This is a genomic window from Pseudomonas sp. FSL R10-0399 (assembly GCF_009600165.1).
In the GTDB taxonomy this organism is placed as follows: Bacteria; Pseudomonadota; Gammaproteobacteria; order Pseudomonadales; family Pseudomonadaceae; genus Aquipseudomonas; species Aquipseudomonas helleri.
Map to the genome: position 1 here is coordinate 26249 of NZ_WIWK01000006.1, position 14698 is coordinate 40946.

The 14698-nt window shown below is 61.0% G+C and carries 10 protein-coding genes and 1 riboswitch; of the genes, 4 read left to right on the forward strand and 6 right to left on the reverse strand.

What is annotated here, in order from left to right:
- Position 1: 1 nt before the first annotated feature.
- Together peaB and peaA are read right to left on the reverse strand one after the other, a co-directional pair.
- Positions 2 to 1432, reverse strand: coding sequence for a quinohemoprotein amine dehydrogenase maturation protein (peaB, locus tag GHO41_RS03000; protein WP_048372096.1), 1431 nt, complete (start codon positions 1430 to 1432; stop codon positions 2 to 4).
- An 84-nt stretch (positions 1433 to 1516) separates the two neighbouring features.
- Positions 1517 to 3097: a quinohemoprotein amine dehydrogenase subunit alpha gene (gene peaA / locus GHO41_RS03005; protein WP_153432918.1), complete on the reverse strand. Its 1581-nt coding sequence runs from the start codon at positions 3095 to 3097 to the stop codon at positions 1517 to 1519.
- A 370-nt stretch (positions 3098 to 3467) separates the two neighbouring features.
- Here peaA and GHO41_RS03010 point away from each other — a divergent pair, with 370 nt between their 5' ends.
- The gene (locus GHO41_RS03010) at positions 3468 to 4958 is read left to right on the forward strand and encodes an aldehyde dehydrogenase (protein ID WP_088500402.1); all 1491 of its coding nucleotides are present in this window, start codon (positions 3468 to 3470) and stop codon (positions 4956 to 4958) included.
- A 14-nt stretch (positions 4959 to 4972) separates the two neighbouring features.
- Here the strand turns inward: GHO41_RS03010 and GHO41_RS03015 are convergent, their stop codons facing one another.
- Genes GHO41_RS03015 through GHO41_RS03030 form a run of 4 tightly spaced genes read right to left on the reverse strand, consistent with a single transcriptional unit; the run spans position 4973 to position 10632 of the window.
- Positions 4973 to 6346 (reverse strand): NAD(P)/FAD-dependent oxidoreductase, encoded by a 1374-nt coding sequence (locus GHO41_RS03015; RefSeq protein ID WP_153432919.1) that lies wholly within the window; start codon positions 6344 to 6346, stop codon positions 4973 to 4975.
- Entirely contained in the window at positions 6343 to 7020 is a 678-nt protein-coding gene (locus GHO41_RS03020) for a S8 family serine peptidase (protein WP_048372090.1), read from the reverse strand. Before GHO41_RS03020 ends, GHO41_RS03015 begins: the two co-directional genes overlap by 4 nt.
- Complete coding sequence (locus tag GHO41_RS03025; protein WP_048372088.1) at positions 7010 to 8728, reverse strand: ABC transporter ATP-binding protein; 1719 nt, start codon at positions 8726 to 8728, stop codon at positions 7010 to 7012. The genes GHO41_RS03020 and GHO41_RS03025 overlap by 11 nt, the downstream gene beginning before the upstream one ends.
- The gene (locus GHO41_RS03030; RefSeq protein ID WP_048372087.1) at positions 8728 to 10632 is read right to left on the reverse strand and encodes a sigma-54-dependent Fis family transcriptional regulator; all 1905 of its coding nucleotides are present in this window, start codon (positions 10630 to 10632) and stop codon (positions 8728 to 8730) included. Before GHO41_RS03030 ends, GHO41_RS03025 begins: the two co-directional genes overlap by 1 nt.
- 120 nt (positions 10633 to 10752) lie before the next feature.
- Between GHO41_RS03030 and GHO41_RS03035 the strand changes: the two genes are divergently transcribed.
- From GHO41_RS03035 to GHO41_RS03045, 3 genes are all read left to right on the forward strand, one after another.
- Positions 10753 to 11250, forward strand: a complete 498-nt coding sequence (locus GHO41_RS03035; protein ID WP_123749238.1) for a PaaI family thioesterase — start codon at positions 10753 to 10755, stop codon at positions 11248 to 11250.
- Between the two features lie 177 nt (positions 11251 to 11427).
- A riboswitch (cobalamin riboswitch) is annotated at positions 11428 to 11631 on the forward strand.
- A gap of 111 nt (positions 11632 to 11742) precedes the next feature.
- On the forward strand, positions 11743 to 12519 hold the full coding sequence (locus GHO41_RS03040) for a class I SAM-dependent methyltransferase (protein ID WP_153432920.1): 777 nt from the start codon (positions 11743 to 11745) through the stop codon (positions 12517 to 12519).
- Between the two features lie 33 nt (positions 12520 to 12552).
- On the forward strand, positions 12553 to 14694 hold the full coding sequence (locus GHO41_RS03045; protein ID WP_153432921.1) for a TonB-dependent receptor: 2142 nt from the start codon (positions 12553 to 12555) through the stop codon (positions 14692 to 14694).
- The last annotated feature ends 4 nt before the right edge of the window (positions 14695 to 14698 follow it).

The following is a 14698-nucleotide window of genomic DNA, read 5'->3' on the forward strand; positions in this document are numbered from 1 at the left end:
ATCAGTGAGCCTTGCGCGGAGTGATGTAACTGCTGATGAACGCAGGGTTTTGGGCCATGATCCGGGTGTACACCTCGATGCCGAAGTCGACCCAGTCACGCATCAGTTCGCAGTAGTGATAAGTCGGGTGCGTCGCATCGCCATAGCGGGCGTAACTCTCGTGGTAGCAGCCACCGGAGCACAGATTACGGATCTGGCAGTCATCGCAGCCCGTGTTGCTGCGGTCCAGGCGTTGCGACAAAAAGTCGTTGAGTTCCACTTGTTTCACCGCGCTGTGTACGTTGCCAAACGTCGGCAAGGTCGAGCCGGTAAAGCGGTGGCACAGGTTGAGTTCGCCCTTGTAATCAACGGCCAGCATTTTCAGGCCTGCGCCGCATGGCAGGGCTTTTTTGTGGCCTTCATGGATGTCGGTAATCAACTGGTGCAAGTTGGAAAAACCAATGTTGCGGTGCTCCAGTGCCGCCTCCAGATAACGTCGGCCAAGGCGTTTCATGCTGGCAAAGACTTCGACCAGTTCGTCATTGCTGAGGTTGAAGCTGCTGATGTCACCGGATGTCACCGGGGCAAAACCGACTTCGGCAAATCTCAGTTCGTTGAACAGGTGGTCCCAGATGGTTTCGACATCGGTGACGCCGGTGGTCAGGGTCACCCTCGCACCGACCGGGCGGCTGTTGTAGCGCGACAAGAGCATTTCGGCCTTGCGCCGCACCACGTCATAGGTGCCCTGCCCGCCCACGGTGATGCGGTTGCGGTCGTGCACGGTTTTTGGCCCGTCAATGCTCACTGACAACCCGAAACGGTGGGCGTTGAGGTAGTCCACCGTGTCTTCGTTCAACAGCGTGGCGTTGGTGGTCATCACGAACTCCACCGACTTGCCCGCCTCGGCAAAGCGCTTCTCGCAGTAATCGACCATATGCTCGATCAGCTTGCGGTTGCTCAACGGCTCGCCGCCAAAAAACACCACGGTAAAGCGCTCTTCGTCCGGGGACTCGCGCAAGAGCATTTCAACCGACGCCACGGCGGTGTCGATGTCCATTTTCTTGCCCTCGGAGGGCTTGTCCAAGTCTTCCTTGTAGCAGTAGGTGCAGCTCAGGTTGCAGCCGGTGTTGACGTTGAGCACCACGGTGTTGATGGCCGTGCGCTCAACCCGCTTGGCGGCTATGTCCGGGGTCAGAGGCGAACCGTCGCTGACCAGTTCCAGGGACATCAGCTCACGCAGGGTTTCGGTGATTTCTTCACCGTTAAAGCGTGAAGCCAAGCGCTGGATCAGGTCATCCGATGAGCAGCCGGGGCCGCGCAGCGTATCGATGATGGTGCCGGTCAGCTCATCGCTGGCAAACAGCGATGAGCTGGGTATGTGAAACAGCATGCGGTCAGCATCCACGTGCACTTCGTGCAGGTTGCGTTCGACCAGATTCAAGATTGCGCCCATGCCAAACCTCCAGTGCGAGCCCCGTCGGCGGGGCTTGCGGTCATTCCGAAAAGTGTTTGTCGCCAGTGCTTGCAAAGGCCTTGCTTAGGGAATGGGCGGATTGTTCCAGCGTTGCACGGTGACGATCATATGGCCCTCGCCGGTCAGCGCGTTGCCTGCGTCGTCGACCGCTGCAATCACTTTGAGGTTGCCGGCATTGTTGGTAGACATTTTGCGTGCCGGGTTAGGCCCGGCATCGCCCGGGGTGAAGATCCCGGTTTCAGCCTGCATGACACCCGCGAACTTGACGTCTTCGTCTTCCTTGGCTTGTTCGTTGAACGCCTCTACATGCCATTTTGCCGGCACTAGACCGATGCGATAGGGCTTGCCATCGGCCCCTTTGCCCCACGCTTCAGCGTCAAAGCGGCCTTGAACCTTGGGCGTCGAACCGCCGCCACCGCCAATTCGTGCTACCGAGAACTCGGGCACCACCTTGACCTCGGCGATCTGGTTGTACACCGCCAGAGCTGGCCCCTTGAGCGCGCCCACGCTGACCTCACGCAAGCCCGGTTGCGCATCGGCGCCAGCCTTGACCTTCAGCTTGATACGCGACGGGCTCTGCTCCAGCACTTCAAGCACCTGTACGCCCTGCCCCAGATTCGGGGTGCCGCTGAGGCCGCTGCCGATCAGGGTGATTTCGCTTTCACTGCCGGCTTTTACGTAGCCCGGCTGCACCGCAAGCACACGGTTGCTGCCCTCTTTGGCGGCGATAAAGTCCAGCCCGCGCTCGTCGTGATCGGCTTCAAACATGCGCCCTTGCAGGGTGTTGTCCTTGGAGGCGAACACCTGATGCATGTTGACCCCGTCGATCTTCACGTTGCCGCGCCATTCGTAGCCGCTGTAGAGCAAGGCGCTGCCTTCGCCGTTGAACGGCGCACCATCGGCATATTGGCCGGTGATCTTGACCTTGAAAGTATCCTCGCCGTCTGGCGCAACAGCCATCACCCCGGCCACTTCCCCTTTGCCCGTCAAGTGCCCGCTAAAGCTCCATTTGCCTGCCAGGGTTTGGCTTTTGGGCGCAGTTTTCAGCCATTGCTGCCAGGCCGGGTTGTCCAGCGGATAACGCTCGGCCAGCATCGGCACCATTTGGGTTCGTGCCAGATCAAACCAGTCACGGTCGCGGGACAAGGCCTGGTATTCCAGCGACGGCCATTGCCCGAGGTGGAAGTTCACCAGCCGTTCCCATTCCTGGGCCGGACGCCGTTGCAGGGCAATCCGCGCGCCGGAGTGGCAACGGGCGCACATTTGCGTGGTTTGTTCGTCGAAATGTTCGACCGTGTTCAAGCGTCGCTCCAGGGCATATCGCACGCCGTCCGTTTCGCTCGGCGCCAGGCCTTGAGTGTCGGCCAGGTATTTGACCAAGGTGCGCCGATCCTCATCGCTGATCTGCAAACCGTGCATGGTCTGCATCCGGGCAATGCTCATCAGCCAGCCTTCCGGGGTTTTGCGCTGGTGGCTGATACGGCTCAGGCCGTTGTTGGCTTCGGGGATATGACAGCCCATACAGTTTTGCTGGAGGATGCTCTTGGCATCGCGGGCAGCCTGGCTGTCCGGTGCATGCAAGCCTGCGCAAACGGCCAGGGCCAGCAGGCTGGCGTTCAAGCCTGATCGGAGTTTTATCTTCATCAACGTCGGACCTCGCACGGTGCTTTCTTATTGTTGTGGCTTATCGTTTTGAAACGTCTGAACGGAGTAATACACGGAGCGTGCCAGCTTACGAAAAGCCCGGTAAATCAGCGAGATGGGCGGCGATACGAGTTTTGCCCCCCGTGTTTACAGGCATTGGGGCGTTTTATATCGAGACAGCTGTTGCACTCTGAGACGCGGCCCGAGGGCGCCCTTGTTGCGAAAAACGTCTCAAACCTGTCGCAGATTGCGACAACTGGCCATGCCGGGCAGAAGCTGTATGGCCTCAAAACCCTGCAAATACGGGGTAATAGCAAACTGGCACAACCGTTGCGAATGCCCTCGGACACTAACAAGACGAGGACTCATCATGTCGCTTGCTGCTCTGCTTCCTGCCACTACGGCTTTTATTCAACGCGCCCCGCGCATGCTGGTTGGCGGCGCCTGGGTCGAGGCCGCAGACGGCCAGACCATGCCCTTGCACAACCCGGCCACCGGCGAAGTGCTTTGCGTCGTACCCAAGGCCACGCCTGAGGACGTTGACCGCGCCGTTCTGGCTGCCCGCCACGCATTCGATGACTCCGCATGGACCCGTACACGGCCACGGGAGCGGCAAAACCTGCTGTGGAAACTGGCCGACCTGATGGAGCGTGATGCGCAGTTACTGGCGCAACTGGAATGCCTGAACAACGGTAAAAGTGCTGCCGTGGCCCAGGTCATGGACGTGCAGTTGTCCATCGATTTCCTGCGTTATATGGCCGGTTGGGCAACCAAGATCGAGGGTTCTAGCGTCGAGGTGTCGTTGCCGCTGATGCCCAACGATCAGTTCCACAGCTTTATTCGCCGTGAAGCGGTGGGCGTGGTCGGCGCTATCGTGGCCTGGAACTTCCCTCTGCTGCTGGCCTGCTGGAAACTCGGCCCGGCGTTGGCAACCGGCTGCACGGTGGTGCTGAAGCCTGCCGATGAAACCCCGTTAAGCGCACTCAAACTGGCCGAACTGGTGCAAGAAGCCGGTTACCCCGAAGGCGTATTTAACGTGGTGACCGGCACCGGGATAACCGCAGGTTCGGCGCTGACCCACAACCCGCTGGTGGACAAACTGACCTTCACTGGCTCCACCGCCGTGGGCAAACAGATCGGCAAGATCGCCATGGACTCCATGACCCGCGTGACCCTGGAACTGGGCGGCAAGTCCCCGACCATCGTCATGGCCGACGCCGACCTGAAAAGCGCCGCTGCCGGGGCGGCCAGTGCCATCTTCTTCAACCAGGGCCAGGTCTGCTGCGCCGGTTCGCGGCTGTATGTTCAGCGCAAGCATTTCGACAATGTGGTGGCCGATATTGCCGACATTGCCAACGCCATGAAGCTGGGCAACGGTCTGGATTCCAGCGTAGACATGGGCCCGCTGATTTCCGCCCGCCAGCAGGAACGTGTCGCGCATTACATTGAAATGGGCCGCGAAAGCGGCGCCACCATTGCCTGTGGCGGCGAGCAATACGGGCCCGGTTTTTTTGTTAAACCGACCGTGATTGTCGATGTGGACCAACAGCATTCACTGGTGCAGGAAGAAATCTTCGGCCCGGTATTGGTGGCGATCCCGTTTGACGACGAGGCTGACGCACTGCGCATGGCCAATGACAGCCCCTACGGGTTGGGTGCGAGCATCTGGTCAAACGACCTGGGCGCGGTGCACCGGATGATCCCGCGTATCAAGTCCGGTTCGGTGTGGGTCAACTGCCACAGCGCCCTCGACCCGGCGCTGCCGTTTGGCGGCTACAAAATGTCCGGCGTGGGCCGTGAAATGGGTTATGCGGCGATTGAGCATTACACCGAGCTGAAATCGGTGTTGATCAAGCTGTAAGGTCAAAAAAACCCTCACCCCAACCCTCTCCCGGAGGGAGAAGGAGCTGATGTGCGGTGTTCTTGAGTCCGCGTGCGCTCAGTTCCCTCTCCTTCCGGTTGGTAGCCCTGGCTTACTAACCAGCTCTTGAGCGCGCGGGTTTGCTCCTGGGTCAGCCCCGCCAACACGTTTTGTGCAGGCTCAGCCTGCAAACGCCGCAGCACAGGCGCGACTTCTACCCCTTGCACATGCCAGATCCCCAGTGGCTGGTCCGGGCTGATCACAACCTCGGCTTCATCGACAAAGCCATCGCGCAACACCGGCGCCCGTTCTATTCGCAGTGCGGCAAAATCTGCCTCGGCATGGGCAATCTGGCTGTCCGGCCAATGGCGCCGTGCAGCCCAAAACGGTTGTTGCGCCCAGCGCTGTTCTTCGGCGTAGAAATCCCGGCCAATGCGCGCAAAGCGCATAAACAGCTGTTCGACCCGCTGCTGGTGAAAGCGCTGGGCCAGGGCCGCTCGTTCAGGTTTACGCAGGAGCGTGTTGATCACCGCCGGTGCCTGCAACGCCGATGACAAGGACTGGAAAATCCCGTTGCCCGACAGCGGGTCAACCGCCATCGCCGCATCCCCGACCCGAATCCAGTTTTCGCCGCACACCTGCGGGCTCAAGATTGCCGTGCTGCTGCGGGCATGCAGTTGCACGTCGTGTTGCCCCGAATCGGCAAAAAATGCTCGGGCCAGCGGCGAGGCCATTCGCTGCTGCTGGCAGTATTCCAGCAATTGCGCCTTGCCCGGCAGTTCGGCACTGGCCACGTCCACGGTCCATTGCCAATAACACTGGCCGTCCGCCCGGCGTGCCATCCATGACCAGCCCTGCGCCAGGCTTTCAACGGCACTGGCGGTGTGGCCCGGCGTCGCTTGCCAGCGATTGAGCAAACTCACCGTCTCCGGGCCGCGCAGGCCTTTGCCTACGGCAGGCGCCTGACGCCCTCGGGCTTCCACCAGAAAATCTGCCTGCAGCGGCTCGCGCCCTTCGAGGCTAATGCTGTGGCCGGTGGTAGATGACGCCACTGCCAACACGCGGGCCTCGACCACGTCTACCCCGGCCAGACGCAGGTCTTCACGCAGCCCGCGATCAAAACACGGTCGATCCAGCAACCACTCGATGTTTTGTGCGTGCTGCTGGCCGTTCCACGACACTTGCCGCTGTGAAGGCAGTACCGCGTCGGCCACCGCCCGCTGTAAACCCGCTGCACGCAAAGCTTCCAGCACTCGCTGCGAAATACCTTCCAGCGCGGCAAACCGGCGCCACTCGCTGACCAGCGTCACCGGGTAGCCCAATCGCCGCAAACCCATGGCCACTGCCGCACCCGCAGGGCCTGCACCCAACACCACAATCGCAGTCATGAGCCCACCCGCCTCTCAGGCCCGTGATAGTGGGCATTGGTTTTGAGCCACTCCAGCAATTGCACATTGGTTGCCTGCGGCTGTGCAAGCAGTTGGCTGGCAAGATGACCGCTCAAGGCCGCGCAACCGAGGCTCGCCCCCGATTGCCCGGCTGTGTTTGAACGTACGCAGGCGGCAAAATCCGCCTGTGCGGTATTCAGCCACGACCATTGGTCTTGCGTGCAACGGGCATCGCCGGTCACTCGCAGCACCTGCGGGTAACTGGCCGGGTACACGCCCTCGCCCTGCGCCGGGCTTGAGGCACACAGCAACACCCCGCGTGCCACCGCCAATTCACACGCCTCGCGCAACAAGCTGCGGTCCTGGCGCAAGCCAAGGCTCAGGTTGATCAGCCGCACGTTTTGCGTCAGCAGCCAGTCAATCGCCGCCGCAATCTGTAAGGTGCTGGTGACCCCGCGCTGATCGAACACTTGCGCCACGCAAAACACGGCCTCTGGTGCCCGCTGGGCGATGGCCTGAATGACCGCAGTGCCGTGCCCCAAGGGATCGTCCTGCAACTCGCTGTGCAACAGTTGCCCATCGAGCAGGGCAAACCTGCGCCCTGCCACCACCTGCGGCTGTTGTGCGGGGGCATGGCCGCTGTCGACCACGCCAATTCTGAGTTCAGGCTTCATGCAGCACCTTGTTTGCTGTCAGTTGGCCGCCCTGCAAATGCAAACACAGGTCGGCGTTGGCAAGGGTTGAAGGCCGGTGGCTGATCAGAATTCGTGTACGCCGCGCAAACAGGCGGTCGATGGCCTCAATGACTTCGCGTTCAGTGGCCTCATCGACGGCCGAGGTGGCTTCGTCCAGCACCAGAATCAACGGGTCTTGCAACAACGCCCGGGCAATCGCGATCCGTTGCTTTTGCCCGCCCGACAACTGCTGACCACGCTCGCCCAACGGGCTGTCGAGGCCTTCGGGCAGGTCGGCAATCAAGCTGTCGAGTTGTGCCAGCCTGGCAACTGCGACCACCGCTTCACGGCTGGCCCCCGGCACCGCGTAAGCCAGGTTATCGGCCAGACTGCCGCGAAACAGCACGATGTCCTGGCTGACCACTGCAATCCGGCGGCGCAGCGCCAGCAAGTCCAGTTCGCGCAGGTCAACACCGCCCAACAACACCCGACCGGACTGTGGGTCGTGGTGGCGTTGCAGCAGGTCAACCAGGGTCGACTTGCCAACCCCGGAGCCGCCACTGAGGGCGACTTTGCTCCCGTAGGGAATATGCGCATTGATCCCGTTCAGGGTGCTGGGACGGCCGGGATGGCTAAAGTGCACGGCCTCGAAACGCAAGTCGCCCTCGTCTGGAAGCGGTTTGGGGTTCGAAGGGCTTAGCACGGCAGGCTGTTCGCCGCGCAATTCCATGACCCGGCCGAGGCTGACGGTCATCCGTTGAATCGCCACATACAGCCCGAGCAGGCTTTGCACCGGCCCGATGGCCATGCCCAGATACGTTGAAAAGGCGATCAGCGCACCGAGTTGCCAGGTGCCCTGCACGACCCAATAGCCGCCAATCAAAAACACGCAGGCCCGTGACAGCGAGGTCAAGGTGCCCGGCACGGCCTGGGTGAAAAACTCGGTGACTTGCAGGCGCAGGAGTTGGCTCATATAGCCTTGGCCCAGGGTTTCCAGGCGCTTGGCTTCGCGCTGCTGCTGACCGGCCGACTGAATAAACTTCATCACCGGCAGCGTCTCGACCATAAACGATGAGACGTCAGCCGAGCGCTCGCGCAATTGCCGAACATCACGTTCCACTTTGCGCCGCATCCAGCGCAGCCAGAGCACATCAAGCGGGATCAGGATCAAGGCCAGCAGCGACAGCTTCCACGACAAGGCCAATAACATGCCCAAGGCCACCAGCAAGCCAATGATGCTGGACACTGCCGAGAACAATGAGTCCACGGCAAATCGCTGGATTTCGGCGACATCGCCGTCGATCCGCGACATCAGATCACCAATACGCCGTTGCCCGTAGAACCCCGGCGACAAGGTTTGTAGGTGCTGGTACAGGTCATCACGCAGGGCAAAAAGAATCCGCCCGGACAACCGGGTGTGCAGGTAACGATTCACCCCCGAGAGCGCCGTGCCCAATAGCCCGGCAACGATCATCAGCCCGGCCACCGTCGCCAGTACCGGGAAATTGCGCGCGAGCAAGCCGTCATCAATCAGTTGTTTGGTCAGCCACGGCTGCACCAGCACCAGTAACGAGGCACACACCGACAAGCCCAGCAGCCCGGCAATCGCCAAGCGGTGCGGGCGAACAAAACCGTACAGCCAGTGCAGCGCCTGATGCAACGCTTGCGGATTGGGGCTGTCGATCAGCCCGACGATAAGGCGCCGCATCACACGCGCAACTGTTTGAGTTTGCGGTACAGGGTGGCCCGGCTGATGCCCAGCGCTTCAGCGGCCGCAGACACATTGCCCTGGTGGTTATCCAGGGATTGGCGAATCAGTTCCAGTTCGTTTTCGCGAATGCTGCCCGCCGGCGGGCGCTCGCTGGCGCTCAGATCATCGAGCAGGCTGTCGGGCAGATGCTCAAGGGTCAGCTCTGACTCGTCAGGCTCGCGCATGGCCAGCAGCGTGCGCAGGACCATTTCCAGTTGGCGGATGTTGCCCGGCCAGTGGTAACCGTCGAGCAAAGCTTGCAAATCGGGGTGCAAGCTCACGTGCGGGGCCTGCAATTTGCCCAGCAAGCGGGCAATCAAGGCGCCGAAATCCTCGCGCTCGCGCAGGGCCGGCAGCATCACGCTGATGCCATTGACCCGGTAGAACAGGTCTTCGCGAAAGTGGTGTTCGAGCACCAGTTGTTTGAGATCACGGTGGGTGGCGCAGATCAGCGCGACGTCGATGTCCTGCTCTTCGCCTGCGCCCAACGGTGCGACCTTGCGGTCTTGCAGCACCCGTAACAGGCGCGCTTGCAGGGCCAGCGGCATGTCGCCGATTTCATCCAGAAACAAGGTGCCGCCGTGGGCCTGTTGCAGGCGGCCGATCATGCCGCCACGGCGCGAGCCGGTGAAGGCCCCTTCGCGATAACCAAAGAGTTCGGACTCAATCAGGCCTTCAGGGATTGCCGCGCAGTTAACCGCAACGAACGGCTTGGCGCTGCGGCTGCCGGCCATGTGCAAGGCGCGGGCGACCACCTCTTTGCCGGTGCCGGTTTCCCCCAGCAGTAACACCGGCAGCTCATTGGCCAGGCCCTGGCGCGCCATGCGCAAGGCACGGGCGTAACGAGCGTTGTTACCGGCCAGCGCCTCCAGATCAGGCGCGGGCGGCATGGTTTTCGGCGCCGTGCGTGGCGCCGTCAGCACATTCGGCGAACGTTGTGGCGCACGCAGGGTTTTGTAGAAGAATTCGCCTTGGGCAGTTTGCAGGCTGCCCAGGGCGCCTTGTTGCAGACGAGCCAGCAGTTGCAGGCCATCGAGCCCGAGGAACGCTTCGCAACGTTGCCCTACCAGCGCCGAGCGTTCAGCGCGCAACAATTGGCAGGCCTGGCCACTGGCCGCGAGGATCTGCCCGCTCAGGCTGACCGCCAACAGGCCTTGCCACGGGGACTCCAGGTACTGGCAGCGGCTGTGGAAGGCCAGCACGATGTGCTCCGAATAGCTGGTGTTGAACACCCGGCTTTCAATCTGGCTGACAGCCATGCCCAGTAACGCGGTGCTGTCGTGCACGCGACCGAGCGGCCCTTCGCGGGTCAGGTCGAGCACGCCGAGGATGTCGCCTTGCGGGCAATGAATCGGCACTGAGGTGCAGGAAAAACGGCTCAGACGATCCAGATAGTGCTCGCCACAGTCGATCAACATGGGTCGGCCTTCGACCAGCGTGGTGCCCAGCGCATTGGTGCCGCGTGCGGCTTCGCTCCAGCAGGCGCCGAGGGTAATGTCCGGCACCCCGCTGCCTTTGAGGCGGTCGGCGCGGCCCTCCACGGCCAGAATAGTGGCGTCGGCGTTGGCCAGAATGATCAAGCCGTCCTTACCCTGACGCTGGTTCAAGTAATCAATGGCCGGCATGGCCGCGTCGATCAGTAACTGGTTGTTGGCCAATAACAGGTCAAGGCTCGCAGTGGTTTGCAGGCTCAGTTCATGCTGGCCACTCACGGGCACACCGTGGTTGAGGCTGCGGCGCCATGAGGCGTCGATTTCGGCACGCAACACGCCACTGGGCACCAAACCTTCGAGGTGCAGTTTTTCCCGGGCCAGGCGAACTTCGCGAAGGGGCTTGGGCTGAAGTGTTTTTGTAAGAGTCATCAGGTGCTCCACAGCAGTGAGCTTTGCGATTTTTATTTTAGATCTGCGCACTGTTACCAATCTTTACGTTAACGTAAGGGGAATGGCAAGATTTGAAATCCAGTAAAGGACGATCACGGTATGCACCACATCTCCCCTTCCTTGCAAGACACCGCTGCGCCTGAAGGCGTTTGCTATGGCTGTGGCAGCAACAATCCCCATGGCCTGCACATCAAGAGCTACTGGCATGAAGACGGTGTTCACGTTGTAGCGGAACATTTGCCGGATGCGCGTTATTGCGGCTGGCCTGATCTGGTGTACGGCGGGTTGATTGCGATGTTGGTGGATTGCCACTCGAACTGGACGGTGATGGCGTATCACTACCGCGCGGAAGATCGCCAGCCAGAGAGCTTGCCGAGGATCAATTGCGTCACCGGCAACCTGGGCATCAAGTTCATCAAACCCACCCCGATGGGCGTCCCGCTAACGCTGCGTGCCTGGGTTGAGGGGGATGTCGGACGCAAGAGCCGGGTGATCTGCGAGGTGTATGCCGGGGACGTGCTGACGGCGGTCGGGGATTCAGTGTTTGTGCGGGTCGATGCCGGGAAGTTGGCGGATAAGGCTCACGATCGCAGTTAACTCTTCACCTTAGATTTACTTCCCATCTATCTGATTTATATAAATCTCTGTAGGAGCGAGCTCGCCTCGCGATCTTTTAAAACATCAAAAGATCGCGAGACAAGCTCGCTCCTACAGTTCGTATGTTCATGAATAATTATTCATGTTCATGGTTGACGCATCGGGTGACCAATGGTCAGATGCGCGCCTGTTTCAGGTGTCCTTGGCCATCGCGCCCAGGGTGAAACGGGAAGCCGGTACGCCTTTTCAGGTCAATCCGGCGCTGCCCCCGCAACGGTATGCGAGCGAAACATTCAAGTAGCCACTGTGCTTTGGCATGGGAAGGCGAATGTTTCATGACCCTCGTGAGCCCGGAGACCGGCCTGATCCAACATATGGCACTCCGCGGTGGGCGGATGCAGGCCTTGGCGCGCGCAAAGTCCCTCCCTGCCCGTCATTTTTCTGCGTGAGTTCCCCTGAGTGCCCGTTTTGGTTCAACCCGACGGCGCCTCCATGACCCCTGCAACCCAACTGCCCGCTGCTACCCCTTTTGTCTGGCCCGACCGTGAGGCTGCGTTTTATGCCGAGCATCTGGCCGCCTCCAATTATGTGGAGCGCGTGGGCGGACGCTTGCTCGAGCTGCTCGGCCCGCAACAGCAATTGCTGGATATTGGCGCCGGCTCGGGGATTCTCGGTCGCCACTTGCTGATGCCCTGTGGGCAGTGGACGGTGGTTGAGCCCAACGCCTTTATGCGTAGCAGCATTGAGCAACTGGCAGCCCAGGCACCCAGTGTTGAACTGCGCCTGCACAACGGCCTTTGGCAGGACTTGCCAAATTTGCCGCTCACCCCGACCACAACCGTGTTGTGCGCGAATATCCCGGTGGCAGACGGCCAGGCACTGGCGTTTGTTCAGCAGGTTAGGCCGCTGGCCACGCGCACCCTGGTGTGGAACCTGCCCGCGCAGGAAGGCCCGCGCACCTATTGCCTGTCCGGCTTCTTGCCGCCGCAACTGCACCGCAGTGACATGACCCCCGGCTACCAACTGACGCTGGCTGAGTTGCCGGATCGCTGGCAACCCGACCAGATCCACTTCACCGACTGGGCCTTCAGCACACTGTTTGCTTCACCGGATGCGGCCTTGATGCACTTTATGGAAAAACTCGGCGCCCTGGATGGCGCGGCGCAAGGGCTGCTTGAACGCCACCTGCAAGACAACCTGCAAAAAGTGCCAGGGGGTTGGCTTGCCAGTGCCCCGAAACGGGCGGCCAGCTTGATCTGGCACGCGTAAATAACTCCTATAAAAATGCCTTCGGACTTCTCCATGCTCAACCTGTGCAACGCCCCCCTGCGCCATTCGTTCAGCGCAGCCGTGCCGCTTTGGCTCGGTGTCAGTCTTGCGGCCTTTGCCGCAGAAAACCCGTCGGTCCTGCATATGGACTCGACCCTGGTCAGCGCCCCCCGCGCCGGTGAGTCGCTCAAGGATGTCACCAGCACCGTGCAGGTCATCGACAGTGATCAGATCGAGCGCTCCTCGGCACGCAATCTCACCGATTTGCTGGCCGAGAACGCCGTGGGCTTTTTCAGTGAATGGACGCCGGGCCAGACCTCGATCAACATCCGTGGCGGCAACACTGATGGCCAGGGCCGAGATTACCGTAGCCAGGTCACGGTACTGGTCAACGGCCGCCGCGCAGGTACGGCGAATATTTCCAAGCTGTCCCCGGCGCAAGTGGCGCGCATTGAAGTGATTCGCGGCCCGGCCTCGGTCATTTATGGGAGCCAGGCGATTGGCGGGGTGATCAATATCATCACCCGCAATGGCCGCAACACCCAAGGCGGTGGCGCAACGTTGCAGGGTGGGTCCTGGGGGCTGGCTCAGGGCAGCGTGTACCAAAGCGGCAGTTCGGGCCCGCTGGATTACTACCTGGGCCTGGATAACGGTCGGCGCAATGACTACCACAGCGCCGACGGCACCCAGAAAAACACCTCATGGAAACGTCGTGGCGGCCTGTTGGCGCTGGGGTACGAGCTGTCAGAAGACCAGCGCCTCGACCTGACCGTGCGTTCAGACGGCATCTATGACGCGGGTTTTCGCGGTTCGCAGTGGAACTATGGCAACTACGACAATCGCTACAACCAGTCGGTAGAGCTCGACTGGGTCGCCAAACCCACCGAGTGGCTGAACTGGTCTTCGCAGGCTTATGCCTTCCGTGACATTGACGATCTGCACTGGGGTTCGCCGGTGCTGGGCAATGGCAGTCCGGGGTTCAGCAAGGACCACATCGAGCGTCGTCTTGAGGCTTACGGTATCAAGCTCACGCCGCAGTTTTTACTGACGCCAAGCACTGATCTGTTGGTGGGGCTGGACCTGGAAAAGAGCAAGCTGCGCAATGATCGCTTCCGTATTGCCGTCAACGGTTCTACCAGCAGTCAGGTGGCGCCCTACGACATCAACTCCGATGACCTGAGCGCGGCGCTGTACGCCGAAGTCGTGCAGCGGATGATGGACGACCGCCTGACCCTGCGCGCGGGGGCGCGCTACAGCTATGGCCAGTCGAGCACGGTCAAGACCGATTACATGCCGCTGCTGGACGAGAAAACCCGAGACTTCGACAAAGTCACCTACAGCCTCGGCGCCGCCTACGAGGCCATGCCGGGGGTCAAGCTGCGGGCAGGCGTTTCGACCGGGTTCCGTGCGCCGCTGGCAGGCGAGCTGGCAGCAGACTTCACCACCATCAGTGGCACACAGACGCTGGGCAACGCCAACCTCAAGCCCGAAACCAGCCTGCAATTCGAAACCGGCGTGACCCTGACCAATGCCAACCAGTTCTTTGACTTGGCGCTGTTCCAGAACCGCATTCAGGACCGCATCACCACGCAGCCGCTGACCAAGAGCATCAGCCAGTACGTCAATGGCGACGGCGACGCGGTGATCCGTGGCCTTGAAGCGCAATGGCAATATGATCTGGCCAGCGCCCTGGCCCTCGGTGACGAACGCATCCTGCGGCTCAACACCAATGCGGTGTGGAACTTCGACATGGACGACAAAGGCGCAGCTTCCACCTTGACCGGCCCGTACCGCGACAAGATCCAGCGCATGTATCAATACCAGGCCAGCCTGGCGCTGACCTATGGCCGCGAACGTGACTGGGATGTCGGGGTCAATGGCATTTTGCGCGGCCCGGTGTACTACCGCACCGAAGAAAAACTGCTCAACCCGGACACCAACTACGTGTACCGCAAGGCACCGTTCTGGGTCTTTAACCTGCGTGGCAATTACCACCTGAGCGAGCAATTGAGCCTGTTTGGCGGGGTCAATAACCTGTTCGATATCGAGCGCAGCACGCTGTTTATCGCCACCGGCAACGATTCGCCCTTGGCCGATCCTCGGGCCTCCAACGGCGGTTTGGGCAACAGTAATCCGGGGCGTGAGCTGTACCTCGGCGCGCATTACCGGTTCTAAGCCG

What these genes read in the sequence shown, in the direction of transcription:
- peaB (WP_048372096.1), bottom strand. Translation starts at nt 1,432, where the DNA reads ATGGGCGCAATCTTGAATCTGGTCGAACGCAACCTGCACGAAGTGCAC.
- peaA (WP_153432918.1), bottom strand. Translation starts at nt 3,097, where the DNA reads ATGAAGATAAAACTCCGATCAGGCTTGAACGCCAGCCTGCTGGCCCTG.
- GHO41_RS03010 (WP_088500402.1), top strand. Translation starts at nt 3,468, where the DNA reads ATGTCGCTTGCTGCTCTGCTTCCTGCCACTACGGCTTTTATTCAACGC.
- GHO41_RS03015 (WP_153432919.1), bottom strand. Translation starts at nt 6,346, where the DNA reads ATGACTGCGATTGTGGTGTTGGGTGCAGGCCCTGCGGGTGCGGCAGTG.
- GHO41_RS03020 (WP_048372090.1), bottom strand. Translation starts at nt 7,020, where the DNA reads ATGAAGCCTGAACTCAGAATTGGCGTGGTCGACAGCGGCCATGCCCCC.
- GHO41_RS03025 (WP_048372088.1), bottom strand. Translation starts at nt 8,728, where the DNA reads ATGCGGCGCCTTATCGTCGGGCTGATCGACAGCCCCAATCCGCAAGCG.
- GHO41_RS03030 (WP_048372087.1), bottom strand. Translation starts at nt 10,632, where the DNA reads ATGACTCTTACAAAAACACTTCAGCCCAAGCCCCTTCGCGAAGTTCGC.
- GHO41_RS03035 (WP_123749238.1), top strand. Translation starts at nt 10,753, where the DNA reads ATGCACCACATCTCCCCTTCCTTGCAAGACACCGCTGCGCCTGAAGGC.
- GHO41_RS03040 (WP_153432920.1), top strand. Translation starts at nt 11,743, where the DNA reads ATGACCCCTGCAACCCAACTGCCCGCTGCTACCCCTTTTGTCTGGCCC.
- GHO41_RS03045 (WP_153432921.1), top strand. Translation starts at nt 12,553, where the DNA reads ATGCTCAACCTGTGCAACGCCCCCCTGCGCCATTCGTTCAGCGCAGCC.